The sequence below is a fragment of the Yersinia sp. KBS0713 genome (assembly GCF_005937895.2).
In the GTDB taxonomy this organism is placed as follows: domain Bacteria; phylum Pseudomonadota; class Gammaproteobacteria; order Enterobacterales; family Enterobacteriaceae; genus Yersinia; species Yersinia bercovieri.
On sequence record NZ_CP042173.1, the window covers coordinates 1,669,712 to 1,696,559 of the forward strand.

The following is a 26,848-nucleotide window of genomic DNA, read 5'->3' on the forward strand; positions in this document are numbered from 1 at the left end:
TCCTATACCCTTCGACTTTGGGTATCATGAGCAGATGAATAGTGGGCTATGGCGCAATAAACTATCTAAAATCGAGGGAAGAGTAAAGCAGCACGCAATGTACCGTGGCACTTGACGAATAAGGTTTTTTTTACCTCTGTCAGCCGGATTATCCGCTATGCTTGCCGGGTTAACAGTGTTATCTAGTAGTATTACGAATAAATTCGCATCGGAGGCGCAGCATGTATCTTGAACGCGTAGATATAGTCGGTTTTCGCGGTATCAATCGTATTTCATTGAACCTTGATGATAATACCGTGCTGGTCGGTGAGAATGCCTGGGGTAAATCCAGCCTATTAGATGCCCTGACATTACTTTTATCCCCCGAACCGCAACTTTATCATTTCACCATGCAGGATTTTTATTATCCGGCAGGGGATGAGAGTGCTAAAGAGCGCCATTTGCAGATTATTTTCACCTTCTGTGAGAAGGATATTGGCCACTGGCGTGCGCCTCGTTATCGCCAATTAGCCCCGCTTTGGATAAACCATGATGATGGTTTGCATCGTATTTATTATCGGGTTACAGGAGAGTTGGCTGATGACGGCACCGTCTGCACCTGGCGTACTTTCCTCGATTTAGAGGGGCAGCCTCTAGCTTTGCATGATATTGAGAAGCTGGCACGAGGCGTGATTCGTATCCATCCGGTATTGCGCTTACGGGATGCGCGCTTTATGCGTCGGCTACGCAGTACCACGGACGAAAACAGTCATCAGCCGGATAAAGTGGCACTGAATCAGCAGTTGGATCAATTAAGCCGCGAGTTGGTGCGTAATCCGCAAAAACTGACGAATACGGAACTGCGCCAAGGGTTGGTGGCGATGCGCCAACTGCTGGAGCACTATTTTGCCGAGCAAGGATCGCAATCTGTTGCTCTACGTAATCACCGTTATCGCCCACAACCGGAGCGAGAAGCCTGGCAGGCCCTCGACAGCATCAACCGCATGGTGGCTGAACCCAATAGCCGCAGTATGCGGTTGATATTATTGGGGATGTTTTCAACGTTACTGCAAGCCAAAGGCTCACTTAGCCTGGACCCTCATGCGCGACCATTACTGCTGGTCGAAGACCCGGAAACCCGCTTGCACCCCATTATGCTGTCAGTGGCGTGGGGGCTGCTCAGCCAGTTGCCACTCCAACGTATCACCACCACCAACTCCGGTGAGTTAGTCTCTTTGGTGCCGATAGAGAGTATTTGTCGGCTGGTGCGTGAATCCTCTCGAGTCGCGACTTACCGCATTGGCCCGCGCGGCATGAGCGCCGAAGAGAGTCGCCGCATCGCGTTTCATATTCGCTTCAACCGCCCCTCTGCTTTATTTGCCCGCTGCTGGCTGTTGGTCGAGGGCGAAACGGAAATTTGGTTACTCAATGAACTCGCCCGCCAGTGTGGTCACCACTTTGAAGCGGAAGGGGTAAAAGTGATTGAGTTTGCCCAGAGTGGCCTACGGCCACTGCTGAAGTATGCCAACCGCATGGGCATCCAGTGGCATGTTCTGACCGATGGTGATGATGCCGGCAAAAAGTACGCCGAGACAGTACGTAATATGGCGGACACTGGACGTGACCACGAGCGGGATCGTCTGACCATCTTGCCAGCACCGGATATGGAGCACTTTCTATATCGTGCAGGATTTGATGCGGTTTATCACCGGGTATCAGCCATTCCAATGAATGCCAAAATGCAGCCGCGCAGGGTGATTGAGAAGGCTATTCATCGTACCTCCAAGCCGGATCTGGCCATTGAAGTGACCAGCCAGGCCAGAGAGTGGGGGGTAGAATCTATTCCCCCGTTACTGAAAAAAATGTTTTCTCGGGTCGTTTGGCTGGCACGAGGACGGGCTGATTAGCGGCCGCGAGCTAGATTAATTCGGTGGTAAAATGTGCGGCTACCTGCTCTTCGAGTTGCTCAAGCAATTGATAGCGGCGGCGGTATTCCGCACGTTTTTTGCTGGCAATATCTTCAATTGGCTTACGCGCAATCTGCGGGGGTAAGCTGAAATGCCCCTGGGCGCACTGTTCTCCACCCAGTGAGCGCCAGAAACTATCGTAATCGGCATGTAATTTGTCTTTTTTCTTCCCCCGATAGCGCCAGTTTTGGTAAATGTGCGTGGCATTGCCGACGGCAATAATTTGTGTTCCTCCCATCAGTTTTGCCAAGGTGCAGGCGGCCTCTAATACCAGACGTTTAGGAAATAATCCAAAACATGCTTTGGTGCTGAGGTGAATTTCGTTATGGGGTGTTTCTTTATCGGCACCTTGTAGACCGCCAATAAACAGTGTTTTTTGCTGCTTATAATAAAATAGACTGAAAGTCAGCACCGCCAGAGTTTGTTGTTGCTCATTGGTCAGCATCAGGGTAATTTCGCCCTCCTTATTGAATTTTGAAATAACGGCCAAATAAAGAAAATACTTTTCTTCGTTTTTGCCAGTTAACTCAGCCAATTTATAAGGCGAATGGTGTAAATAGTTATGCAGCAATGATACGGGCATATATTGATTTATTAGCTGGAAATGATCTTGTAGCGCCGCCAGTTTTTGACGATTATTGAAGGTATTCGCCAAATAAGGGCGATGTAATTTACAGGGTAAATCCGGTTGATCGCGTAACATTTTGTTTAGAAAGGGTTGCTCCACCAGTATCGCCAACAGATTTAGGGTCAGTTTGGGGCAAATTAATGTTCTGGCTATAAATTTAAGTCGAAATTGTAATTCATGCCATGAGCCACCTAGCGGCTGGTTGCCTTTGAATAGCAATGTAATCAACCCCCAACAGTTAAGATTATCAGGCGTTGATTTGATGTTATTATTGTTTTGCATGGTTAAAACCCGTTATATCACTGAGCTTTCAGTGGCACTGAAATTTTCAAGCGCCATTGAAACAAAGGGGAACTAAACCAAGTTTCAATGCATCTTAGGTTTCATTGATAGCACGGTGGTATTGATATTTCGTTTAGCTAAATGAGAATTTCCGATGTTAACTTCGGCAATTTAAAGAGTGACATAATAAAGGAAGGTAATTGATTTGATGCAGTTCAGTAGACGTCAGCGCCGATGGCTCATCGTATTTGCTGTATTGATTATTGGTGGTTTTTTCATCACCAGACACCTGATGACCCCTGCGCCGATTCAATATCAGACGGTGAAAGTCGCCAATCGTGATCTGCAACAGAATGTCCTGGCCACAGGCAAACTCGACGCGGTGCGCAAAGTTGATGTGGGTGCGCAGGTCAGTGGTCAGTTGGAGAAACTGTATGTGCAAATTGGCGATCAAGTTGAGCAAGGCCAGTTACTGGCGATGATCGACCCGCAACAGGCGCAGAACCAAATCAAAGAGGTGGAGGCGACACTACAGGATTTGAATGCTCAGTTGGCGCAGGCGAAAGCTGAAATGCAACTGGCTGCGGTGACGCTGCGCCGTCAGCAGGATCTGGCAAAGTTACAGGTGGTATCACGCCAGGATCTGGATCAGGCCAGCACCACGCTGGCGGTAAAAAAAGCGCAAGTTGAAACCATTAATGCGCAAATCAATAAAGCTAAGGCCAGCCTGGATACGGCTAACATTAATCTGGATTATACCAAAATCTCTGCCCCGATGGCTGGCGATGTGGTGCAAATCACCACCTTGCAAGGCCAGACCGTGATTGCGGCGCAACAAGCACCGAATATTCTGACGTTGGCCGATATGAGCACCATGCTGGTAAATGCGCAGGTGTCAGAGGCGGACGTGATTCACCTTAAACCGGGGATGAAAGCCTCGTTTACGGTGTTGGGTGATCCCGAAAAACGTTTTGATGGCGTGTTAAAAGATATTCAGCCAACGCCGGAAAAAGTGAATGATGCCATTTTCTACTCTGCGCGCTTTGAGGTGCCGAATCCCGATCGCGTATTGCGCTTGCAAATGACCGCGCAGGTTTCAATTCAGCTGGCAAAGGTGCCGCAGGCGGTGGTGATCCCCTTATCGGCATTAGGCGAGGAGTTGGGCATCAATCGTTATCAAGTCGCGGTGCTAAAAGAGGGCAAAGAGGAGAAACGTGAAGTGACTATCGGCATTCGCAATAATGTTGATGCGCAGGTCGTTTCAGGTTTGAAGGTCGGCGAGGAGGTCATCGTTAGCCGCGGTGGCACGGAGGAAGCATAATGACGGCATTGCTTGAATTAAAAGGCATTCGTCGTAGTTATCAGTCCGGCGGAGAAACCGTTGACGTATTACAGGATGTCTCACTGACCATAAATGCCGGTGAGTTGGTCGCGATTATTGGTGCCTCTGGCTCGGGTAAGTCGACGCTAATGAACATCTTGGGCTGTCTGGATAAGCCAAGTGCCGGCATCTATCGTGTTGCCGGTCAAGATGTCGCCACATTGGATAATGACGCACTGGCGGCACTGCGGCGCGAGCATTTTGGCTTTATTTTCCAGCGCTATCATCTGCTGCCTCACCTCAGCGCGGCCCATAACGTAGAGGTTCCCGCAGTCTATGCTGGTTTAGGTAAGCATGAACGGCGTGAGCGGGCGAATATGCTGCTAACCCGCCTGGGGCTGGAGGAACGTGTTAACTACCAGCCCAACCAGCTCTCCGGCGGGCAGCAGCAACGGGTCAGTATCGCTCGCGCCTTGATGAATGGTGGGCAGGTCATTCTGGCCGATGAACCGACCGGGGCGCTAGATAGCCACTCCAGTGTTGAGGTGATGGCTATCCTAAAGCAGCTACAGCAGCAGGGGCACACGGTGATTATTGTCACCCATGACCCTAATGTTGCGGCTCAGGCCGAGCGGATCATCGAAATCAAAGATGGCCGCATTATGGCGGATTCAGGCTCGAAAACAGTACCCACGGTTGTGGCTTCTGAGGCGGTGAGTCTGGCACCATCCGCACCATCATGGCAGCAACTGGCAGGCCGTTTTCGTGAGGCATTACTCATGGCCTGGCGTGCGATGTCGGCCAATAAAATGCGCACCGCACTGACCATGCTCGGGATCATTATTGGTATCGCCTCAGTGGTCTCGATATTGGTGGTCGGGGATGCCGCCAAGCAGATGGTGTTGGCCGATATCCGCGCGATTGGCACCAATACCATTGATATCTATCCCGGCAAAGATTATGGCGATGACGACCCCAGCACGCGGCAGGCATTGGTCTATGACGATATGGTGGCGCTAAAAGAGCAATCCTATGTCAGCGCCGTGTCGCCCACCATTTCTGGCAGTATGCGGCTGCGATACGGCAATGTGGATGTCGCAGCCAGTGTCTCGGGGGTCAGTGAGCAGTATTTTCATGTGTATGGCATGAAACTCGAACAGGGGACCCCCATCACCCGTGAGCAGGTTGAACGCCAGTCGCAAGTGGTCGTGATTGACCGCAATACCCAGCGCCGGCTATTTCCGCATATCAAAGATGTGGTTGGGCAAGTGATCCTGGTTGGCAATATGCCCGCAACTGTGGTGGGGGTGGTGGAAGAGAAGCAATCCATGTTCGGTAGCAGTAAAGCGCTGCGAATATGGGTGCCGTACAGCACCATGGCGAGCCGTCTGATGGGGCGCTCCTACTTTGATTCGATCACTATTCGGATTAAAGAGGGCTATAGCAGCAAAGAGGCCGAGCAGCAGCTGGTCCGCTTGCTGACCATGCGCCACGGCAAGAAAGATATATTCACCTACAACATGGATAGCTTGCTGCAAACCGCGGAAAAAACCACCCGCACCATGCAACTGTTCCTGACATTGGTGGCGGTAATTTCACTGGTGGTAGGTGGGATTGGCGTGATGAATATTATGCTGGTTTCAGTGACCGAGAGAACCCGCGAAATCGGTATCCGTATGGCGGTGGGCGCGCGATCCAGTGATGTTATGCAGCAATTCTTAATTGAGGCGATTCTGGTTTGCCTGGTCGGAGGGGCGCTGGGTATCACGCTATCCTTCGCCATTGGACTGATTGTCGAGATGTTTTTACCTAACTGGCAGATTGCTTTCCCACCGGTGGCGTTGTTCAGCGCGTTCTTGTGCTCAACCGTGATTGGCGTGGTATTTGGCTATTTACCGGCACGAAGTGCTGCCAGACTCAATCCGATTGATGCGTTAGCGCGCGAATGATTTACGTGTGAATATTGTGTCGGCTAAATGGCTCTAGCGGCGCGTTTTTAAGTCTGAATTGGAGGTTGACCCTAGCGGCTCTGGTAGCATAATAGAGCAATAAAAATGCCAGTCATGATTGGCTGGCATTTTGAAACGTATTTGATGTTGGTAGCAACAGACCGCTCAGGAAATACCTTAATCACCGGCGTGTTTGAGGTGAGGTATTACCATGATATTTAAGCGAATGAGTGCGTGGTGTCAGGCCAATGCGGCAAGTTCTTGCGGTATGTCTTCTTGCAAGACCACATCTAACCCGAGTGGCACTATCAGACTGGCGTGGTTCCCTTTTGGCCCTTGGTGGACATCAAAGTTAACCATCTGACCGGCTTTTAACGTTCGGTAACCATCCATCTGGATAGTTGAATAGTGAGCGAATATATCTTCGCCACCGCCCTCAGGGCAAATGAAGCCAAAACCTTTGGCGTTATTGAACCATTTAACAGTACCCGTCTCCATACTTCTACGTCCCTCGCAAGGCTATTCTAGTTTGAGATGAGGTAATCGCTGGTTAAAGTGAGCGCAAAGTGGTTAAAACTGTAGTCTTGGTTAACCCAATTTTGGTTAAAACCGCCAATATTGGTTAAAACTACAGCAGCTCACGAAAATACACTCTAGTGGAAATGGTCCCAACGTCAAGGGGAGGGCTTTTGTCTGGCAGGGGCAGTTCTTCAAAGTTTGATGCAGCTAACGCTATTGTGTTCGTTTGGTTACAATTTAACCGCTTTTAAGGCAAAAGAATCGACTTTTTTCTCTGGCGGCGTTATGGCATAAGTGATGTTAAAATAATAATAGATATCTGCATCAAATGGTCTTATAACCGGAGTGAGGTATTGCTCCTGTGTGGTTCAGTGAAACGATGGGCAGGCAATGGGTAAGAATAACGACTGGCTAAATTTTGAACATTTAGTCAAAGATAAACAGAAAGAGGCGCTCAAACCGCCGTCTATGTATAAAGTTATACTTAACAACGACGATTACACACCGATGGAGTTTGTGATTGACGTTCTGCAAAAGTTCTTTTCTTATGATATTGAACGTGCAACACAATTGATGCTCAATGTGCATTACCAAGGAAAGGCGATTTGTGGTGTTTTTACTGCTGAAGTGGCAGAGACAAAAGTCGCACATGTAAATCAATACGCCAGGGAGAACGAGCATCCATTGCTTTGTACGCTGGAAAAAGCCTGATTAAGGCAATTATTGGGAGGTGCCTATGCTCAATCAAGAACTTGAACTCAGTCTCAATATGGCTTTCGCCAGAGCGCGTGAGCACAGACACGAGTTTATGACCGTGGAGCACCTATTGCTGGCATTGCTAAGCAATCCAGCTGCGCGGGAAGCGCTGGAGGCCTGTACGGTTGATCTGGTGGCATTACGCCAGGAATTGGAAGCGTTTATCGAACAAACCACACCTACATTACCTGTCACTGAAGAGGAGCGTGATACCCAACCTACACTCAGTTTCCAGCGGGTGTTACAACGCGCGGTCTTCCACGTTCAGTCATCAGGGCGCAATGAAGTCTCTGGTGCCAACGTGTTGGTTGCCATCTTTAGTGAACAAGAGTCTCAGGCGGCCTACTTGCTGCGCAAGCATGATGTCAGCCGCCTGGATGTCGTGAACTTTATCTCCCACGGCGCCCGTAAGGACGAGCCGGGTCAGGCACCGAATGCAGAAAATCCGGTGAATGAAGAGCAGGCAGGAGGGGAAGACCGTATGGAGAACTTCACCACCAATCTGAATCAACTGGCCCGCGTTGGCGGCATAGACCCACTTATTGGGCGCGATAAAGAGCTGGAACGCGCTATTCAGGTGCTGTGCCGCCGACGTAAAAATAACCCGCTGCTGGTGGGGGAGTCAGGTGTGGGTAAAACTGCCATCGCCGAAGGTCTGGCCTGGCGTATCGTGCAGGGCGATGTACCGGAAGTGATGTCTGAATGCACCCTATACTCACTGGATATCGGCTCGCTACTGGCTGGAACCAAATACCGTGGTGACTTTGAAAAACGCTTCAAAGCGCTGCTGAAACAGTTGGAAAACGATAAAGACAGCATCCTGTTTATCGATGAAATTCATACCATCATTGGCGCTGGCGCTGCCTCTGGTGGGCAGGTCGATGCCGCTAATCTGATTAAGCCGCTGCTTTCTAGTGGCAAAATTCGGGTGATTGGCTCGACTACCTACCAGGAGTTCAGCAATATCTTTGAAAAAGATCGTGCCTTGGCACGTCGTTTCCAGAAAATCGATATTACTGAACCGACGCCAGAAGAGACCGTTCAGATTATCAACGGTTTGAAACCGAAATATGAAGCGCATCATGACGTGCGTTATACCGCGAAAGCGATACGCGCTGCGGTCGAGTTATCGGTTAAATATATCAATGACCGCCATTTGCCGGATAAAGCCATTGATGTGATTGATGAAGCAGGTGCTCGTAGCCGTCTGATGCCCGTTAATAAGCGTAAAAAAACTGTCAATGTATCGGACATCGAATCTGTGGTTGCTCGTATCGCGCGTATTCCGGAAAAAACGGTCTCTGCCAGTGATCGCGATGTGCTGAAAAATCTGAGCGACCGCCTGAACATGCTGGTATTTGGCCAAGATAAGGCAATTGATGCACTGTCTGAAGCGATCAAAATGAGCCGTGCAGGGTTGGGACATGAGCACAAACCTGTCGGCTCGTTCCTGTTTGCTGGCCCAACCGGTGTTGGTAAAACGGAAGTGACGGTGCAGTTGGCTAAGGCGCTGGATATCGAGCTGTTGCGCTTTGATATGTCCGAATATATGGAGCGTCATACTGTTAGCCGCCTGATTGGTGCGCCCCCGGGCTATGTTGGCTACGATCAAGGTGGTCTATTGACCGATGCGGTTATCAAGCATCCTCATGCCGTTTTGCTGCTGGATGAAATTGAAAAAGCTCACCCGGATGTGTTTAACCTGTTATTGCAGGTGATGGATAACGGCACGCTGACGGACAACAATGGCCGTAAAGCTGATTTCCGCAACGTCATTCTGGTGATGACCACCAATGCCGGTGTACGCGAAACGCAGCGCACCTCCATTGGCTTTAAACAGCAGGACAACAGCACTGACGCATTAGAAGAGATCAAAAAAGTGTTTACACCGGAATTCCGTAATCGGTTGGATAACATCATTTGGTTCAATCACTTGTCGCCGACTGTTATCCAGCAGGTGGTGGATAAATTCATCGTTGAGTTGCAGGCGCAATTAGATGCCAAAGGCGTATCACTGGAAGTCAGTGAAGAAGCGCGCAATTGGTTATCTGATAAAGGTTACGATAAGGCGATGGGTGCACGACCAATGGCGCGAGTCATTCAGGAAAACCTAAAGAAACCACTGGCAAATGAGCTGCTATTTGGTTCTTTGGTTGATGGTGGTTCAGTCACTGTCGGGCTTGATAAAGAAAAACAACAGCTGGCTTATGAGTTTCAGAGTGCGCAAAAGCGTAAAACTGAAGGTGCAGTTCACTAAGTCAGTGCGTTAATAAATAAAAAAGGGCAATAAGTTAACAGCTTATCGCCCTTTTTGTTTTTGGGTATTTCGTTTTTCATGGCTGACAAAGCCAGATGAACAGGTAAATAAAAGAAAACGCAAAACGCCCTTGCCATAAATGGGAAGGGCGCCGGAGGGGGACTACATCCTCAGAGCTCGCAAGTCATCGACTTACGACAGATTAGCCGATTAACGGCTACGGAAGACAATGCGGCCTTTGCTCAGGTCGTACGGGGTCAGCTCTACAGTGACTTTGTCACCCGTCAGGATGCGGATATAGTTTTTACGCATTTTACCGGAGATATGAGCGGTTACCACGTGCCCGTTTTCCAATTCAACGCGGAACATGGTGTTCGGCAGCGTATCAAGAACGGTGCCCTGCATTTCAATATTGTCTTCTTTGGCCATCGAATCCTCTAGGTGTAACTACCTTAGTTTTTAACCGGCAAGATAATGCCGAAAAACCCACATTATGTAAAGAAGTGTTGGCGGTCATCACACCATTTCAGCAAAATTAGTCTGCCGGTAAGAGGGGGATAAAGCCTAATGTGGGGTTCTTTTCAACGGTTGAGCTTTACTGCATCGTGGATGAAAAACTCAACGATTGCGGTAACCAGCATTCAGCCGGTAGTGGACTAAACTGGAGTTGACTCAACTGCTGCAAAAAAAAGTTGCGTGGGATCTCAATCGCACCCAGCGACGCAGTGTGAGCGTTGAGGACCTGACAGTCAATCAGTTCTCCACCCTGACGGGTAAAATGATGACAAAAAACCATTAATGCGCTTTTTGATGCATTGTCAGCACGGCTAAACATGGATTCGCCACAAAATAATGCGCCGACTGCAATTCCATACAAACCACCAACCAGTTTGTTTTCCAACCAAACTTCCACTGAGTGGGCATGTCCCAACGCGTGTAGCTCGCAATACGCTTGCTGAACATCATCGCCAATCCACGTCCCCTCATCACGTTGAGAAGCACAGGCGCGGACAACATCCTCAAAAGCATGGTTGAGGGTAAATCGATAAGGACAATGCCGCAAAAAGCGCCGCATACTCCGACTGACATGTAAATCTTCCGGAAACAATACCGCCCGAGGATCAGGTGACCACCATAAAATCATCTCCCCAGGGCTGAACCACGGGAAAATCCCTCGCTGATAGGCGGCTAGTAAGCGGGGCGCAGACAAATCGCCCCCCAGAGCCAGCAACCCGTTTGGTTCGCGCAGAGCCAGCTCAGGTGACGGAAAGGCGAATGATTGAGAAGAGAGCTGTGTGATGCGCATAAATCTCCTTGGCAACGGCTAACAGACCAATTTGGGTATAATCATAAATAATACTGCTTTAGTTTCAGCAGCTTTTAATCATATTAGCTGAAAATTAGCTGATTATCGGCCTGTGCTCAGCCAATTCGGAGACCGTAAAAGCACCATCCTTGCCCTAATATCACGGCCTCAATGGCGTTGATGGAACTGGTAATAACGGCCCTTATTTTGCAATAAACTTTGGTGGTTGCCTTGTTCGACTATCATCCCGCCATCCATTACGCAGATGCGGTCCATATACTCCAGCCCATACAAACGATGAGTCACAATAATTAGGCTTTTCTGGCGACAATGTTGACGTAGCAGCGCTAAAATTTGCTGTTCGGTTTCAGCATCCAACCCTTCGGTTGGTTCATCAAGCAGCAACAGGGGTGTAGGATGTAACAAGGCGCGGGCAATTCCCAAACGCCGCTGTTCACCACCAGACAATGGCCGCCCACCATCCCCCATCCATGCATTCAGCCCTTCGCTGTTATCCAGCAAGTTGGCTAATCCCACTTGCTCTAGCGCCGTTTTTAGCTGTGCATCTGATGCAGAAGGGCAGGCAAGTAACAGGTTTTCACGCAAGGTGCTGCTGAAAATGTGCACCCGCTGGCTGACTACGGTCATCATTTGACGCAATGTGGTTTCATCATATTGGGCCAATGGCATCCCATTGAGTGTGATAGTGCCCTGACTGGCATCCCAGGCACGGGTTAATAACTGCAAGAGTGTGGATTTGCCACAACCAGTGCGGCCCAATAGCGCAATATGCTCTCCTGCGGCCAGTGACAGCGATATATTCTGTAAAACAGGTAAAGATTGCTGTGAGTAGGTAAAACTCAACCCTGTCACTTCCAGCTCCACCTGTAAGGTTGCCGCTGGGCCACTCGCTGGGAATGTCACTTCAGGTTTTTGTTCCATCAACTGAGCGACTCGGGTTGCCGATGCGATAACTTGTCCCAAATGTTGGAATGCACCGGCTACCGGCAGTAGGGCTTCAAACGCAGCCAATGAAGTGAAGACAAACAGCGCCAGCAGTGCGCCAGGCTGGCTATTATCACCAATGCCACCCGCCGCGAGCCATAAAATATAGGTTACGGTCAAACCGGAGGCTAGAATCATGAGTGCTTGCGCCAAACCCGCTAATGAAGCCTGTTGCTTCTGGCGTCCCATCCAGTGCTGCTCAATGTTGTCCAGTGAGGCACGGAAACGACTTAACGCACCGAATACCAATAACTCGGCCTGCCCTTGTAACCAAGAGGTCAGCTGTGAACGATACAGACCGCGCAAATTGGTTAGATCACGGCCAATAGGTTGACCGGCACGGTAGAAAATCAATGGAACCAGCAGTAACAATCCGAGCAGAATCGCACCGAGGGTCAGTGCTAAATTGATGTCCAGATAGCTCAGACCAAAAGTCACTACTGCGATAATGACGATGGCGGCTACCAGTGGTGAGATCACTCGCAGATAGAGATGATCCAGCGTGTCGACATCAGCCACCAGACGGTTTAGCAGCTCACTTTGGCGAAAACGGGCGATACCGGCAGGGGAGAGTGGCAGGATTTTCTGAAAAGCGAAGACCCGCAGATGTGCCAGTACACGAAATGTTGCGTCATGGCTGACAACGCGCTCGGCATAGCGGCCCGCTGTGCGGGTAATCGCCGCACCACGGACACCGGCAGCTGGTAGCAAATAGTTAAATGTGTAGAGTCCAGCAGGGCCAGCGATGGCGGTTCCTGCCAGGAACCAGCCTGATAACGTGAGTAAACCGATACTGGCCAGCAGGGTAACAATTGCCAACACAATGCCCAGACAAATTAGGAACCAATGGCGACGATACAGCGCCAGAAAGGGAAGAAGTACGCGCATGATTAAAGCTCCTCACTGCGGTGGGACAGCAGATTGGCAAATGAACCGGTAGATTGACTCAAGCTGGAGTAATCACCTTGTTGAATCAAAAGGCCATTATCCATTACCCAGATTTGATCATACCCCAGAGTATCTTCCAACTGGTGAGTAACCAGTAAGGTTGTCTGCCTGCGAGACGCTTCCTCTAGTGCTCTCATTACCAACTGTTCACTGTGGGCATCAAGGCTGGCTGTTGGCTCATCTAGCAGCAGTAAACGGCAGGGGTTGAGTAATGCGCGAGCGACCGCGACCCGCTGGGCTTGCCCAACGGAAAGACGAGCAGAGTGGTCGCCGACCTCAGTATCCAACCCTTGTGGTAAATCTGAGAGAAATTCGTTGATATATGCGCGCTCAACCGCTTGCTGCAATTGGCTGTCGTCAGCGTCAGGTTGACCTAGCAAAATATTGGCAACCAGTGTCTGTTCCGGCAAGTGTGGATTTTGCCCGACCCAGCTTAACTGGCTACGCCAGGCTTGTGGTGCCAACTCATGTAATTCAATGCCGTTGACTTTTAACGAGCCACGATAGGGTAAAAAACCCAGTAACAGGTTGAGTAATGAGCTCTTGCCTGCACCGCTCAGGCCCACGATAGCGACACGTCTACCTGCGGACAGGGAGAACGTTAGCGGCCCAGCTAAGCGGGTACCGTTGGGGGCCAAAATCTCCAACTCATCCGCTTCAAGAGTGATGGCATCTGAACCACTCAGTACCTTATCGCCCTGACCTATAGACTCACTCTCACTGCTTAAGAATGTGACCAGTGATTCAGCCGCGCCTACTGCCTGTGCTTTGGCATGGTAGAAGGTTCCTAAATCCCTCAATGGCTGGAAAAACTCAGGTGCCAGAATCAAGACCAGAAAACCAGCAAACAGTGTTACGCCTAAACCGTAGCTGCCAAAATTCAGTTCGCCTAAATAGGAGAAACCAAAGTAAACCGCGACCACGGCAATAGATATGGCCGCGAAAAACTCCAATACAGCTGAGGAGAGGAAGGCCATCCGCAGCACTTCCATGGTACGGCGGCGGAAATCTTCCGAGGAGTTGCGAATTTGGTCTGTTTCTGCCTTGGCACGGTTAAATAACCGCAGGGTATCTAGCCCCCGTAAGCGATCAAGGAAATTGCCACTCAGACGTGCTAACGCGACAAAGTTACGCCGGTTGGCGTCAGCCGCCCCCATCCCGACTAATGCCATGAATAACGGAATCAGCGGCGCGGTGACAAATAAAATCAAACCCGCCGCCCAGTTGATTGGGAAGAGGGCAATTAGAATCAGCACCGGAATAAATACCGCCAGATACATTTGCGGCAGATAGCGGGAGTAGTAATCCTGCATATCTTCAATTTGTTCCAGAATAATGGTCGCCCAACTTCCGGCAGGCTTGCCTTTTACCCAAGCCGGGCCAAGTTGTTCTAATCGGTCTAATACGACTTTACGAATCTGCTGGCGGACTTTCATGCCGCAAATAAATCCTACCCGCTCACGTAACCAACTGATCACGGCACGCAATGCAAAAGTCCCTGCCAGGAGCCAAAAATCGGCAGTTAATGCAGTTCGGGGCAATTTGTCGATAATCAGAGATTGCAGCAAGGTGGCTAGTAACCATGCTTGAGCGATAATCAATAGTCCGCTAAAGAGGCCAAGTAACATGGACAGGCGGAGCCAACGTTGCGCCGGAACGCTTTGTTTTTTCAGCCAACGAATCAACTCATACTGTCGTGTCTTATTCATCAGGCAATTTGTCTGCGCAAATATACCCGTGGTGCTCAGAGATGCAGGGAAGCTAGCAACCTTGACCCATACAAACAAAAAGTCGTGTGAGCATGGTGTTACCTGCAACGCCGATTACTTTGGGTATAACAAGATCAAAAGGTTTGTCACCATTGGAAGTGGCAAACTGCGAAGGGCAATCTTACCTCGTGATGCTATGAGGTGAAACCATAATGCTTGTGATAGTCACCGCATTAGTGGATTTCTATAATTTGCTGTTTTTCATTGGTATGTTCAATGTACAAAAAATACAGAACAAAACAGAAATAAAAACGGGCGGCTCACATAGTGTCAGCTGCCCGATATGTATTCAGTGAAACCCTGATATCAGATTCAATATCAGTGGGCGTTATTTATCGTTCATCAATCCATCAAGATAACGTTCTGCATCTAGCGCAGCCATACAGCCAGTACCCGCTGAGGTGATGGCTTGGCGATAGATGTGATCCATGACATCACCTGCCGCGAACACCCCTGGAATAGAGGTTTGTGTCGCATTGCCCTGAGTACCTGACTGAACTTTGATATAGCCATTCTCTAGCGCCAGTTGGTCACCAAAGATAGCGGTGTTAGGACTATGGCCGATCGCAATGAAGACACCCGCGACGGCTAACTCTTCAGTTTCGTCACTCTGGGTTGATTTCAGGCGAACACCCGTGACACCCATATCATCACCCAGCACTTCGTCTAAGGTTCGATCAGTGTGCAGCACAATGTTGCCGTTCTTCACTTTTTCCATCAGGCGGTCGATCAGTATTTTTTCTGAGCGGAAGCTATCGCGGCGGTGAATTAAATGCACTTCAGCGGCGATATTAGCCAGATAAAGTGCTTCTTCAACCGCAGTATTACCGCCACCGACAACCGCCACTTTTTGATTACGATAGAAGAAACCATCACAGGTTGCACAGGCAGAGACCCCTTTACCTTTAAATGCCTCTTCTGACTCCATGCCCAGATAGCGGGCAGAGGCACCGGTTGCGATAATCAGTGCATCACAGCTGTATTCTGCGCCATCGCCAAATAAGCGGAATGGACGGTTTTGCAAATCAACGCGGTTGATATGGTCAAACAGAATTTCTGTCTGGAATTTTTCTGCATGCTCATGCATCCGTTCCATCAGCGCCGGGCCAGTCAGACCCTCAGGATCACCCGGCCAGTTTTCGACATCGGTGGTGGTGGTCAACTGACCACCTTTTTCCATTCCGGTAATCAATACAGGTTTCAGGTTGGCGCGTGCAGCATAAACTGCGGCGGTATAACCCGCAGGGCCAGAACCCAGAATAATCAATTTGCTATGTTTAGCCGTGCTCATGAATACCTCTTTCCCACAATGGCGGACAATGTTATCGATTGTAGGGAAAATCGTGCATTAAAAAAAGCAAACAAAAATGTTGTTAGCGATTTGTTTGATAGGTAATGCCTATTTAATAATCTAAATGCAGTGAGAATCGACAGTTAACCAATAAAAAAATAGGGCTGATGACAAATTGGACCAAAATTCATTTTTGCATTATGAGGTGAATACCCTCAAAAAGCTTTGACCCCACAAAGAATGTGGCTTGCAAGGTGATAGCTCAAAAAAAGCCGTAATAGCTGGAGGGCAATTTGCACCATTTTATAGCAAATAAACGATGAAAAAATAGCTAAGAGAAGGGCGCTGAGATTTTAATTCTGGCACGTTGTACTGATTTAACTTCTTTTACTTTGACAATCGGCTGCGCATTTGCGAAAACATCATAGGAAGAAGAAATTATCTGCGCGCCATAATTTCAGATTTGGTATCAGTGATGCCAAGCGAAAACCCTGGAATGTTTTCGATTAATGCTGGATGGCATGTGGAGTTAGTTCTCGAACAACTGTAGGGGGGATGTTTCTGCGGTTGTTCGTGATGCGTTATTTCTTCCTCAACGCTAATAATCATCGAGTACCTCGCATACAGTTGGACAGACAGGGTGTGAGATAACAACGTATTGATATATTTGCATAAAACAGGCTGCGGGTCGTTGTCTGTAACAGGCTCTAAATTTAATGACACTTAGGGCATGTCACAGACTCAAGGAAATTAAGAGAGACTATAAGATGATAGATAATAAAAAGCGCCCGGGGAAAGAGCTTGATCGTATTGATCGTAACATCCTGAATGAATTACAAAAGGATGGGCGTATCTCTAACGTTGAGCTTTCAAAACGAGTAGGGTTGTCACCAACACCATGTTTGGAACGGGTTCGCCGCTTAGAGCGTCAGGGCTTCATTCATGGCTATACCGCACTGCTTAATCCACAGTATTTGGATGCATCATTGCTGGTTATCGTTGAGATTACTCTGAATCGTGGCGCTCCGGATGTATTTGAGCAATTTAATGCTGCCGTCAAAAATCTTGAGGAAATTCAAGAGTGTCACCTGGTATCAGGCGATTTCGACTATTTGTTGAAAACCCGAGTACCCGATATGTCTGCTTACCGTACACTACTCGGGGAGACCTTGCTTCGCCTGCCGGGCGTCAACGACACCCGTACCTATGTGGTCATGGAAGAGGTGAAGCAGAGTAACCGCCTAGTAATTAAAACGCGGTAAACAGGCAGGTGCAAAACCTAAGTAATTTGGTTACACTCCTGTTTATTCATACAGTTTCAGCGCCGGGAGGGTTCTCGGCGTTGTTACTCATACCAGTTAACAGGAACCTGGAGAGCCTTTCTTGAGCCAGGAATATACAGAAGACAAAGAAGTTACTCTGAAAAAACTCAGCAGCGCTCGACGTGTGCTTGAGGCTATTTTGATTGTAGTAACTATTCTGGCAGCCTACCTGATGGCGGCGCTGCTGAGTTTCAATCCTTCGGACCCAAGTTGGTCCCAAACTGCCTGGCACGAACCTATCCACAATCTTGGTGGGGGTATTGGTGCCTGGATGGCAGATACACTGTTTTTCACCTTTGGTGTTTTGGCATACGCAATCCCTGCCATTATGGTGATGTTGTGCTGGGCGGCATTTCGTCAGCGCGACGCCAGCGAGCATGTCGATTACTTTGCCCTGTCATTGCGCCTGATTGGCACATTAGCCCTGATTTTAACTTCATGTGGCCTGGCGGCTCTGAACATTGACGATCTTTATTACTTCGCTTCTGGTGGGGTGATTGGCAGCTTATTCAGCAATGCCATGTTGCCGTGGTTCAATGGTGTGGGTGCAACACTAACACTGCTCTGTATTTGGGCTGTTGGTTTGACGCTCTTTACCGGGTGGTCATGGCTGGTCATTGCAGAGAAAATTGGCGGTGTGGTCTTAGGCTCACTGACATTTATGACTAATCGCTCCCGTCGTGAGGAGCGCTATGACGATGATGATTACCAGACCGATGATGTAGAGACTGTCGAGCAAGAAAATGGTCCTGTGGCAGGGAAGGTAGCGGCAGCGGGTGTTGCCGCTGCAACAGGGCTGGCGGCGAGCTCTGCCTATGCAGACGATGACGATATACTCTTCTCCGCACCATCTGTGACTGATGCGCCATTACCGCTGGTTGAAACCGACGATAAATATGATCCACTATTAAGTACGCTACGTGTGACGGATAGTGATGAACAGTCGCCGTTATCTGCGGCTTCTACAGAGAGTGTCGCTGATTCTGTTACTCGTCATGGTGCTGCTGACCCTAGCTATACTCACACCCACACCCACTTTGTCAACGACACTACGGCACCGGTGGTTGAGCATCTGGCCGCGACCCCACCACTCTATTCTTTTGAAATTCCAGAAGAAATACCACCTTCAGTGCCGACTCGCGTTATGTTACCGGCTGAGCACCCTGAGCCTCAAATGGGGTCATGGGATACGCCAGTAGCCGCTGCCAGCCATTCGCCATTTGATTTTTCAACGGCACAACGCCATAGCGGTCAGGTGGAAAATACGCCTCATATGAACCCTGGGCTGGGTTCAACTGTTGATGGATTGACCGCAGCGGGCATGGCCGCTGGCGCTGCATCAACATCTGGGCCAATATCTACCAACGGAATTGTTGCCGCAAGCGCAGCAGCAGCGACATTTATGCCTGCATTTACAGCAACCAGTGATAGCAGTTCCCAGATTAAGCAGGGGATTGGCCCAGAATTACCACGACCGAACCCTGTTCGTATTCCAACGCGGCGTGAGCTAGCTTCTTACGGTATCAAACTGCCTTCTCAGCGAATAGCTGAGCAGGAACAACGTGAGCAGCGCGAGGACGAAACACAAAGTTCTCAAAATCCAGCTCCATTTGGTACAGAGGTCGAGTCTGAAGATGAGGCGGCGTTGCAGCAGGCCATCTTGCGTAAAGCTTTTGTCGACCAACAGTCTGAGCGTTATGGGCAATCAACGGACGCGAGCGTAAACATCTTTTCAGCACCAGAGCCTGAAGATGAACAGGCTTTGCAAGAGGCCGCATTGCGACAGGAGTTTGCTGCGCAACAGCAGCACCGTTATAGTGCGACTCAGCAGGAGGATGCTGCTCATCGTGAGAATGCTAGTTATAGCAAAAATAGTATTTATAGTGAAAACAGTGGGTTGAACGAAAACAGTACAGTTGAAGGAGTGCAATCGGTTGATACCAGCCGTGCCTTCACATTCTCGCCAGTTGCAGATTTAGTGGATGAGACCCCGCGTGAACCACTGTTCACACCTTCTCCGTATGTTGAAACCGCCGCCGAAGAGAGTTTTGCGCCAGAACAGCTGTCGCCACATCAGCAGCCACACTTGCAGCAATCATATTCAGAGCAACCAGCACCGGTTTCACCGAGTTATGTTTCGTCGGCAAATACGCAGTCTGTGCATAGTCAACCGATTGCAGCATCGCCTTATGCTCAGTCAGCGCTACAGTCTGCTGTTCAGCCCACAGCACCAGTGCAATCAGCACAACCCGTGCAACCGATCCCGGCGATGGACAGTCTGATTCACCCATTCCTGATGCGTAATGACCAGCCTTTGGTTAAACCAACGACGCCATTACCGACGCTAGATCTGCTCTCTTCGCCGCCTGCGGAAGAGGAGCCAGTCGACATGTTTGCGTTGGAGCAGACAGCGCGTTTGGTTGAAGCACGGCTTGGCGATTATCGGGTGAAAGCTGAAGTGGTCGGTATCTCTCCAGGGCCGGTCATTACCCGTTTTGAGCTGGATCTGGCACCAGGGGTCAAAGCTTCGCGCATTTCCAATCTTTCCCGCGATTTGGCCCGCTCACTCTCGGCTATTGCGGTGCGTGTTGTGGAAGTTATTCCCGGTAAACCGTATGTCGGGCTGGAACTGCCAAATAAACACCGTCAGACGGTCTATCTGCGGGAAGTGCTTGATTGTGCCAAATTCCGCGATAACCCATCACCATTAGCTATCGTGTTGGGTAAAGATATCGCCGGGCAGCCAGTGGTGGCTGATTTAGCCAAAATGCCTCATTTGTTGGTCGCAGGTACGACTGGTTCGGGTAAATCGGTTGGGGTGAACGCGATGATCCTCAGTATTTTGTATAAAGCCACGCCGGATGAGGTGCGCTTTATCATGATTGACCCGAAAATGTTGGAATTATCGGTCTATGAGGGTATTCCGCATCTGTTAACCGGCGTGGTTACCGATATGAAGGATGCCGCAAATGCACTGCGTTGGTGTGTCGGTGAGATGGAACGGCGCTATAAACTGATGTCTGCATTGGGCGTGCGCAATCTAGCCGGTTATAACGAGCGAGTGGCACAAGCTGAAGCCATGGGGCGGCCAATTCCCGATCCATTCTGGAAGCCATCCGACAGCATGGACATCTCTCCACCCATGTTGGTGAAACTGCCCTATATCGTGGTGATGGTAGATGAGTTTGCTGACCTGATGATGACCGTGGGCAAAAAAGTTGAAGAGCTGATTGCCCGCTTAGCGCAGAAAGCGCGTGCTGCCGGGATTCATCTGGTTCTGGCAACACAGCGCCCGTCAGTGGATGTGATAACGGGTTTGATTAAAGCTAACATTCCTACGCGTATCGCCTTTACGGTCTCCAGCAAAATTGACTCCCGTACCATTCTTGATCAGGGGGGGGCAGAATCACTACTGGGCATGGGGGATATGCTGTATATGGCACCTAACTCATCAATTCCAGTGCGTGTGCACGGTGCCTTTGTCCGTGATCAGGAAGTACATGCTGTCGTTAATGACTGGAAAGCTCGTGGTCGCCCTCAATACATTGAGAGTATTATCAGTGGTGGTGACGAGGGGGAAGGCGGTAGCCTTGGCTTGGACAGTGATGAAGAGTTAGATCCACTGTTCGATCAGGCGGTGAGCTTTGTGTTGGAGAAGCGCCGTGCGTCGATCTCTGGTGTTCAGCGTCAATTCCGAATCGGCTATAATCGTGCTGCACGTATTATTGAGCAGATGGAAGCTCAACAGATTGTGAGTACCCCGGGCCATAATGGCAATCGTGAAGTTTTGGCACCGCCACCTCATGAGTAATCTTTTGTTCTGAGGCTGTTAACCTAGACAGGGCCGCTTTGCGGCCCTTATGCCAAGAAGCATCACCCGTATTTATCAGAGAATTTTATAAGGTATTTAGAATAATGAAAAAACTGCTTGTTGCGTGCTGTCTGTTATCTGGCTTAATTTCAACCTCAGTCTTGGCGGATGCCAGCACTGATCTGCAAGGTCGCCTGAGCAAGGTGAACAGTTTCCATGCTAATTTCTCGCAGAAAGTCACCAGCTCTGAAGGGGCTGCGGTGCAAGAAGGCGAGGGTGAGCTATGGGTAAAACGCCCTAATCTGTTTAACTGGCATATGACCTCACCGGATGAGAGTGTGCTGATTTCCGATGGTGAGACACTGTGGTTCTACAACCCCTTTGTTGAACAAGCTACTGCGACCTGGCTGAAAAATGCCACCGGCAACACACCTTTCATGCTGATTACTCGCAACAACCCAGATGACTGGAAGCAGTACAATGTTAAGCAAAAAGGCGATGACTTTGAGTTGACGCCAAAAAATGCCAGCGGCAATCTGAAGCAATTTACAATAACAGTTACCCCAACAGGCACCATTAAAAGCTTTGCTGCAGTTGAGCAAGATGGGCAGCGCAGCGCGTATACCCTGAAGGGGCAACAAAATAGCTCAGCGGATGCCAGCAAGTTTAAATTTACCCTACCAAAAGGTGTGACGCTGGACGACCAGCGGCAGTGAGGTTTGAGTGAGTAATATGTCCCTCGATTTTTCCCAAAATGAGTTTCAGCCACTGGCCGCGCGGATGCGGCCTTTGACGTTGGATCAATATATTGGTCAGCAGCATCTGCTGGCAGCGGGTAAACCGCTACCGCGGGCAATAGTCGCGGGGCAGTTACACTCGATGATCCTCTGGGGGCCGCCGGGGACCGGCAAAACCACGTTAGCAGAGATTATTGGCCGCTACGGTCAGGCGGATGTTGAGCGTATCTCTGCGGTGACCTCTGGTATTAAAGAGATCCGCGAAGCTATTGAGCGAGCGCGGCAAAATCGTGATGCTGGGCGGCGCACAATATTGTTTGTCGATGAGGTTCATCGCTTCAATAAAAGCCAGCAGGATGCATTTTTACCGCATATTGAAGATGGCACGATCACCTTTATCGGCGCCACCACTGAAAATCCTTCGTTTGAGTTGAACTCGGCACTGCTCTCCCGTGCACGCGTCTACTTGCTGAAATCATTAACTGCCGCAGATATCGAAAAAGTGATTGATCAGGCGATGTCTGACTCTCAGCGTGGCTATGGTGGGCAGAATATCAAACTGCCCGATGAAACCCGCCGCATGATGTCTGAATTAGTGGGGGGGGATGCGCGTCGTGCCTTGAATAGCCTCGAAATGATGGCAGATATGGCAGAAATAGATGCCAACGGGGTACGTGTGCTCACCCCTGATTTGCTAAAAGAGGTCTCTGGCGAACGAAGCGCTCGCTTTGATAATAAAGGCGACCGCTATTACGATTTGATTTCGGCAGTGCATAAGTCTATTCGTGGTTCAGCCCCAGATGCGGCGCTGTACTGGTATGCCCGAATTATCACCGCTGGTGGTGATCCGCTTTATGTCGCCCGGCGTCTGCTGGCGATTGCGTCAGAAGATGTGGGTAACGCAGACCCACGCGCCATGCAAGTGGCAATTTCAGCTTGGGACTGTTTTACCCGAGTAGGGCCAGCAGAAGGTGAGCGGGCGATTGCTCAGGCGATTGTTTATTTGGCCTGTGCGCCGAAGAGTAATGCTGTTTATACCGCGTTTAAAGCAGCGATGCAGGATGCTCGCGATAAACCTGATTTTGATGTTCCAGAGCATCTGCGTAATGCGCCAACCAAACTGATGAAAGAGATGGGGCTGGGGGCTGAATACCGATATGCCCATGATGAGCAACATGCTTATGCTGCGGGTGAGAACTATTTCCCGCCAGAAATGGCCGCTACACGCTACTATTCTCCGTCATCCCGAGGTCTGGAAGGGAAAATCGGTGAAAAGCTGGCATGGTTGGCTGAGCAGGATCAAAATAGCCCGATAAAACGCTACCGCTAGCCCTGTCGTTGCGGTAAGGTTAACGCTATAACCACTTGGTAAGTGGCGGTTTACGTCGCTTACCGCGTTAAATTTTTCTCCCATTAACCATTTATACCCAGAGTTTATCTATACGGAAGTATATATGTGGGTATATCCATAACTACAAGCACAGGACTAGCATGCTCGATCCCAATATGCTGCGCAATGAGCTAGACGCAGTCGCCGAAAAACTGGCTCGCAGAGGTTTTAAACTTGATGTTGAGATGTTGCGCCAACAAGAAGAGCGCCGCAAAGTTTTACAGGTTGAAACAGAAAGTCTGCAAGCAGAACGTAATGCCCGATCGAAACTAATTGGTGCGGCCAAGGCGCGTGGCGAAGATATCGAACCATTGCGTTTGGAAGTCAATGTGCTGGGTGAAAAACTGGATGCGGCTAAGGTCGAACTGGATAAGTTGCAAAACGAAATCCGCGATCTGGCACTCTCTATCCCTAACCTGCCGGATGATTCTGTGCCAGTAGGCAAAGATGAAAACGATAACCTTGAAGTCAGCCGTTGGGGTGAACCACGCAAGTATGACTTTGAGGTGAGAGATCACGTCTCGTTGGGCGAGATGGCCGGCGGCCTCGATTTTGCTGCCGCAGTAAAACTGACCGGTGCACGTTTTGTGGTGATGAAAGGGCAAATTGCCCGTATGCACCGCGCGTTATCCCAGTTTATGCTGGATCTGCATACTGAGAAGCATGGCTATCAGGAAGCTTATGTTCCTTATCTGGTTAACCATGCCACTTTGTATGGTACTGGTCAGTTACCTAAGTTTGGCGAGGATCTGTTCCACACCAAACCACTGGAAGAGGAGTCAGACAGCAGCAACTATGCGCTGATCCCTACAGCTGAAGTCCCGCTGACTAACCTGGTTCGTGATGAGATTCTGGAAGAGGAGTCTCTGCCATTGAAAATGACCGCCCATACACCGTGCTTCCGTTCAGAAGCTGGCTCTTATGGTCGTGATACCCGTGGCTTAATCCGTATGCATCAGTTCGACAAAGTTGAGATGGTGCAGATAACCCGCCCGGAAGATTCAATGGCGGCACTGGAAGAGCTGACCGGTCATGCAGAGAAAGTGCTGCAATTACTGGAACTGCCATACCGTAAAGTGCTGTTGTGCACTGGTGATATGGGCTTTGGCTCCAGCAAGACTTACGATTTGGAAGTGTGGCTGCCAGCGCAGGATACTTACCGCGAAATCTCTTCCTGCTCAAACATGTGGGATTTCCAGGCTCGCCGTATGCAGGCCCGTTGCCGCAATAAAACCGATAGAAAGACCCGTTTGGTTCACACCCTGAATGGTTCTGGTCTGGCAGTCGGCCGTACGCTCGTTGCGGTGCTAGAGAATTACCAGCAGGCTGATGGCCGCATTCAGGTGCCAGAAGTATTGCGCCCGTACATGGGTGGGCTGGAGTTCATTGGTTAAAAAATACGGATTAATAAATTGTGGGTGAACAAAATAGCCGCGATTTATCCTCAGTATTGATCAAGCGCCTACGGGCGCTTTTTCTTTTTAGGTGTACCGATCGAATATCGCCAACTCACTGCTGACAAAAACGAACCAACATATCGTGCTATCCCCACCTGAGAGGGAATTGACTTTTTTATCGCCAGTGGCATGATGCGCTCACTTTCATCGTCCCGACGGCTTCTCTCTTACTATGTCCGCATACTCTCGCCCGGTGCTGCTTCTGCTCTGTGGGCTTTTGCTGTTTACTATCTCTATCGCGGTGTTAAATACATTGGTTCCCCTATGGTTATCCCATCAACAGTTGCCGACCTGGCAAGTGGGGATGGTGAGTTCATCCTATTTTACCGGGAATCTGGTCGGGACCTTGATTGCCGGGCGATTGATCCAACGGCTCGGCTTTAATCGCAGCTACCACTACTCCTGCATTTTGTTTGCGCTGGCGACTTGCGGATTAATGCTTTCTGTCGATTTTTGGAGCTGGCTGGGGTGGCGCTTCTTTGCTGGCGTGGCCTGCGCGCTGATTTGGGTCATTGTTGAGAGTGCGTTACTGCGCAGTGGCACCTTAACCAATCGCGGGCAACTGTTGGCGGCCTACATGATGGTTTACTATCTGGGGACTGTCACCGGGCAACTGCTGTTAGGTGTGGTGTCGACACAACTGCTGAATGTCATCCCTTGGGTCAGTACATTGGTGATTACCGCGATGCTGCCGCTGTTGTTTGCTCACTTCTCACATCAGGATAGTGACGCCACCCATATTGCGGTTTGGCCGATGCTCAAGCGCCGTAGCGCGCGTCTGGGCATCAATGGCTGTATTATCTCAGGTGTACTCTTAGGCTCGCTCTATGGGTTGCTGCCGTTGTATTTATCCCATCAAGGGATGAGTGATGCCAGTGTGGGATGGTGGATGGCATTACTGGTCAGTTCAGGGATTATCGGTCAGTGGCCGATTGGCAAAATGGCTGATCGCTATGGTCGCTTGCTGGTGCTGCGCATTCAAGTATTCGTGGTGATCCTTGGTAGTGTGGCCATTCTGGGCAATTACGCTTTGGCTCCCGCACTCTTTATTTTGGGCTGCGCTGGTTTTACCCTCTATCCAGTGGCGATGGCGTGGGCGTGCGAAAAAGCCAGTGCCGATGAGTTAGTGGCGATGAATCAGGCACTGCTGATGAGCTATACTATCGGCAGTCTGACTGGCCCGACCATGACTTCATTGCTGATGCAACGCTATTCAGACAATTTACTGTTTATCATGATTGCGGGTGTGGCGTTGGTGTATTTGATGATGTTACTGCGCAAACCTGATCAGCAGCAAACACCGTACGCGGCAGTCTAGTCACCAAAAAAATGCCGCCAGTTGGGTATCCAACATGGCGGCATTGATTGAGTCTCTGATTATTGGTTGGCGATCATCAGTAGATTACTTTGTGACCATAGCTTTCCAGAATACCTTTCACGCGGTCCATAATCTCCGCAGTAGGGGGTTTGACCCCATCTAATTTGTACTCTTCGCCCATGGCAATCCATTTATGCTTACCCAACTCATGGTAAGGCAGCAGTTCGATCTTCTCGATATTGGTCATATTCTGGGTGAACTCACCCAACATATGTGCTGATTTATCATCATCCGACCAGCCCGGCACCACCACATAGCGGATCCAGGTTTTCTGGTTACGTTTTGCCAGATAGCGGGCAAACTCCAGAGTGCGATGATTGGAGACACCAACCAGATTTTGATGCACGCTGTCATCCATCTGTTTCAGATCCAGCATCACGAGATCGGTGGCATCAAGTAACTCATCAATGACGGGGTCATAACGGCGCACAAAGCCGTTGGTGTCCAGACAGGTGTGAATACCCTCTTCGTGGCAGGCGCGGAACCAGTCGCGCACGAATTCAGCCTGTAGGATAGCTTCGCCACCGGAGGCGGTCACGCCACCGCCAGAAGCATTCATAAAGTGACGATAAGTGACGGCTTCTTTGACCAACTCTTCAACGGTAACTTCTTTACCGCCATGGGTGTCCCAGGTATCACGGTTATGGCAATACAGGCAGCGCATCAAGCAGCCTTGGAAGAATACGATAAATCGGATCCCAGGGCCGTCAACGGTGCCACAGGATTCGAATGAGTGAATGCGGCCAAGTACGGACATTGCAGGTTACTCCAATACT

At 49.8% G+C, this 26,848-nt stretch carries 19 protein-coding genes; 11 read left to right on the plus strand and 8 right to left on the minus strand.

Annotation, left to right across the window (positions count from 1 at the left end; genetic code table 11):
• Positions 1-221: 221 nt before the first annotated feature.
• The gene (locus tag FFE93_RS07905) at positions 222-1,886 is read left to right on the plus strand and encodes an ATP-dependent endonuclease (protein WP_054872792.1); all 1,665 of its coding nucleotides are present in this window, start codon (positions 222-224) and stop codon (positions 1,884-1,886) included.
• A gap of 10 nt (positions 1,887-1,896) precedes the next feature.
• On the opposite strand, the gene FFE93_RS07910 is transcribed toward FFE93_RS07905, so the two are convergent.
• Positions 1,897-2,856, minus strand: a complete 960-nt coding sequence (locus tag FFE93_RS07910; RefSeq protein ID WP_138775013.1) for a VirK/YbjX family protein — start codon at positions 2,854-2,856, stop codon at positions 1,897-1,899.
• A gap of 208 nt (positions 2,857-3,064) precedes the next feature.
• Between FFE93_RS07910 and macA the strand changes: the two genes are divergently transcribed.
• Both macA and macB read left to right on the plus strand, forming a co-directional pair.
• On the plus strand, positions 3,065-4,177 hold the full coding sequence (macA, locus tag FFE93_RS07915; RefSeq protein WP_032898063.1) for a macrolide transporter subunit MacA: 1,113 nt from the start codon (positions 3,065-3,067) through the stop codon (positions 4,175-4,177).
• Positions 4,177-6,126 (plus strand): macrolide ABC transporter ATP-binding protein/permease MacB, encoded by a 1,950-nt coding sequence (gene macB, locus FFE93_RS07920; RefSeq protein WP_057646923.1) that lies wholly within the window; start codon positions 4,177-4,179, stop codon positions 6,124-6,126. Before macA ends, macB begins: the two co-directional genes overlap by 1 nt.
• A 240-nt stretch (positions 6,127-6,366) precedes the next feature.
• Here the strand turns inward: macB and cspD are convergent, their stop codons facing one another.
• A complete protein-coding gene (cspD, locus tag FFE93_RS07925) occupies positions 6,367-6,624 on the minus strand; it encodes a cold shock-like protein CspD (protein ID WP_005275069.1) in 258 nt (85 codons plus the stop codon).
• 411 nt (positions 6,625-7,035) lie between these two features.
• Here cspD and clpS point away from each other — a divergent pair, with 411 nt between their 5' ends.
• Both clpS and clpA read left to right on the plus strand, forming a co-directional pair.
• Complete coding sequence (gene clpS, locus FFE93_RS07930) at positions 7,036-7,356, plus strand: ATP-dependent Clp protease adapter ClpS (RefSeq protein ID WP_004873731.1); 321 nt, start codon at positions 7,036-7,038, stop codon at positions 7,354-7,356.
• Positions 7,357-7,381: 25 nt separating this feature from the next.
• A complete protein-coding gene (gene clpA / locus FFE93_RS07935) occupies positions 7,382-9,658 on the plus strand; it encodes an ATP-dependent Clp protease ATP-binding subunit ClpA (protein WP_005275070.1) in 2,277 nt (758 codons plus the stop codon).
• A gap of 210 nt (positions 9,659-9,868) precedes the next feature.
• On the opposite strand, the gene infA is transcribed toward clpA, so the two are convergent.
• From infA to trxB, 5 genes are all read right to left on the minus strand, one after another.
• The gene (infA, locus tag FFE93_RS07940; protein ID WP_002211347.1) at positions 9,869-10,087 is read right to left on the minus strand and encodes a translation initiation factor IF-1; all 219 of its coding nucleotides are present in this window, start codon (positions 10,085-10,087) and stop codon (positions 9,869-9,871) included.
• A gap of 166 nt (positions 10,088-10,253) precedes the next feature.
• A complete protein-coding gene (aat, locus tag FFE93_RS07945) occupies positions 10,254-10,964 on the minus strand; it encodes a leucyl/phenylalanyl-tRNA--protein transferase (RefSeq protein ID WP_005275073.1) in 711 nt (236 codons plus the stop codon).
• A 168-nt stretch (positions 10,965-11,132) separates the two neighbouring features.
• Complete coding sequence (gene cydC / locus FFE93_RS07950; protein ID WP_138775014.1) at positions 11,133-12,857, minus strand: heme ABC transporter ATP-binding protein/permease CydC; 1,725 nt, start codon at positions 12,855-12,857, stop codon at positions 11,133-11,135.
• A 2-nt stretch (positions 12,858-12,859) separates the two neighbouring features.
• Positions 12,860-14,626, minus strand: coding sequence for a heme ABC transporter permease/ATP-binding protein CydD (cydD, locus tag FFE93_RS07955; protein WP_138775015.1), 1,767 nt, complete (start codon positions 14,624-14,626; stop codon positions 12,860-12,862).
• Positions 14,627-15,014: 388 nt separating this feature from the next.
• Positions 15,015-15,977 (minus strand): thioredoxin-disulfide reductase, encoded by a 963-nt coding sequence (gene trxB, locus FFE93_RS07960; RefSeq protein ID WP_005275079.1) that lies wholly within the window; start codon positions 15,975-15,977, stop codon positions 15,015-15,017.
• A 767-nt stretch (positions 15,978-16,744) separates the two neighbouring features.
• On the opposite strand from trxB, the gene lrp reads away from it, so the two are divergent.
• From lrp to FFE93_RS07990, 6 genes are all read left to right on the plus strand, one after another.
• Entirely contained in the window at positions 16,745-17,239 is a 495-nt protein-coding gene (lrp, locus tag FFE93_RS07965) for a leucine-responsive transcriptional regulator Lrp (protein WP_002211340.1), read from the plus strand.
• A gap of 121 nt (positions 17,240-17,360) precedes the next feature.
• Complete coding sequence (locus FFE93_RS07970; protein WP_138775016.1) at positions 17,361-21,110, plus strand: DNA translocase FtsK 4TM domain-containing protein; 3,750 nt, start codon at positions 17,361-17,363, stop codon at positions 21,108-21,110.
• A 104-nt stretch (positions 21,111-21,214) separates the two neighbouring features.
• Positions 21,215-21,826, plus strand: a complete 612-nt coding sequence (gene lolA / locus FFE93_RS07975; protein WP_005275087.1) for an outer membrane lipoprotein chaperone LolA — start codon at positions 21,215-21,217, stop codon at positions 21,824-21,826.
• Between the two features lie 7 nt (positions 21,827-21,833).
• On the plus strand, positions 21,834-23,177 hold the full coding sequence (locus FFE93_RS07980) for a replication-associated recombination protein A (protein WP_049601435.1): 1,344 nt from the start codon (positions 21,834-21,836) through the stop codon (positions 23,175-23,177).
• A gap of 161 nt (positions 23,178-23,338) precedes the next feature.
• Entirely contained in the window at positions 23,339-24,631 is a 1,293-nt protein-coding gene (gene serS / locus FFE93_RS07985; protein ID WP_005275091.1) for a serine--tRNA ligase, read from the plus strand.
• Between the two features lie 235 nt (positions 24,632-24,866).
• Positions 24,867-26,012, plus strand: a complete 1,146-nt coding sequence (locus tag FFE93_RS07990) for an MFS transporter (RefSeq protein ID WP_049601432.1) — start codon at positions 24,867-24,869, stop codon at positions 26,010-26,012.
• A 76-nt stretch (positions 26,013-26,088) separates the two neighbouring features.
• On the opposite strand, the gene pflA is transcribed toward FFE93_RS07990, so the two are convergent.
• Positions 26,089-26,829, minus strand: a complete 741-nt coding sequence (gene pflA / locus FFE93_RS07995) for a pyruvate formate lyase 1-activating protein (protein ID WP_005171041.1) — start codon at positions 26,827-26,829, stop codon at positions 26,089-26,091.
• Between the last annotated feature and the right edge of the window lie 19 nt (positions 26,830-26,848).

Bases quoted from the DNA above. Each gene is read 5' to 3' on its own strand.
- clpA (WP_005275070.1), top strand. From the start codon at position 7,382: ATGCTCAATCAAGAACTTGAACTCAGTCTCAATATGGCTTTCGCCAGA.
- FFE93_RS07990 (WP_049601432.1), top strand. From the start codon at position 24,867: ATGTCCGCATACTCTCGCCCGGTGCTGCTTCTGCTCTGTGGGCTTTTG.
- lrp (WP_002211340.1), top strand. From the start codon at position 16,745: ATGATAGATAATAAAAAGCGCCCGGGGAAAGAGCTTGATCGTATTGAT.
- cydC (WP_138775014.1), bottom strand. From the start codon at position 12,857: ATGCGCGTACTTCTTCCCTTTCTGGCGCTGTATCGTCGCCATTGGTTC.
- macB (WP_057646923.1), top strand. From the start codon at position 4,177: ATGACGGCATTGCTTGAATTAAAAGGCATTCGTCGTAGTTATCAGTCC.
- pflA (WP_005171041.1), bottom strand. From the start codon at position 26,829: ATGTCCGTACTTGGCCGCATTCACTCATTCGAATCCTGTGGCACCGTT.
- trxB (WP_005275079.1), bottom strand. From the start codon at position 15,977: ATGAGCACGGCTAAACATAGCAAATTGATTATTCTGGGTTCTGGCCCT.
- cydD (WP_138775015.1), bottom strand. From the start codon at position 14,626: ATGAATAAGACACGACAGTATGAGTTGATTCGTTGGCTGAAAAAACAA.
- FFE93_RS07905 (WP_054872792.1), top strand. From the start codon at position 222: ATGTATCTTGAACGCGTAGATATAGTCGGTTTTCGCGGTATCAATCGT.
- infA (WP_002211347.1), bottom strand. From the start codon at position 10,087: ATGGCCAAAGAAGACAATATTGAAATGCAGGGCACCGTTCTTGATACG.
- serS (WP_005275091.1), top strand. From the start codon at position 23,339: ATGCTCGATCCCAATATGCTGCGCAATGAGCTAGACGCAGTCGCCGAA.
- lolA (WP_005275087.1), top strand. From the start codon at position 21,215: ATGAAAAAACTGCTTGTTGCGTGCTGTCTGTTATCTGGCTTAATTTCA.
- aat (WP_005275073.1), bottom strand. From the start codon at position 10,964: ATGCGCATCACACAGCTCTCTTCTCAATCATTCGCCTTTCCGTCACCT.
- clpS (WP_004873731.1), top strand. From the start codon at position 7,036: ATGGGTAAGAATAACGACTGGCTAAATTTTGAACATTTAGTCAAAGAT.
- macA (WP_032898063.1), top strand. From the start codon at position 3,065: ATGCAGTTCAGTAGACGTCAGCGCCGATGGCTCATCGTATTTGCTGTA.
- cspD (WP_005275069.1), bottom strand. From the start codon at position 6,624: ATGGAGACGGGTACTGTTAAATGGTTCAATAACGCCAAAGGTTTTGGC.
- FFE93_RS07910 (WP_138775013.1), bottom strand. From the start codon at position 2,856: ATGCAAAACAATAATAACATCAAATCAACGCCTGATAATCTTAACTGT.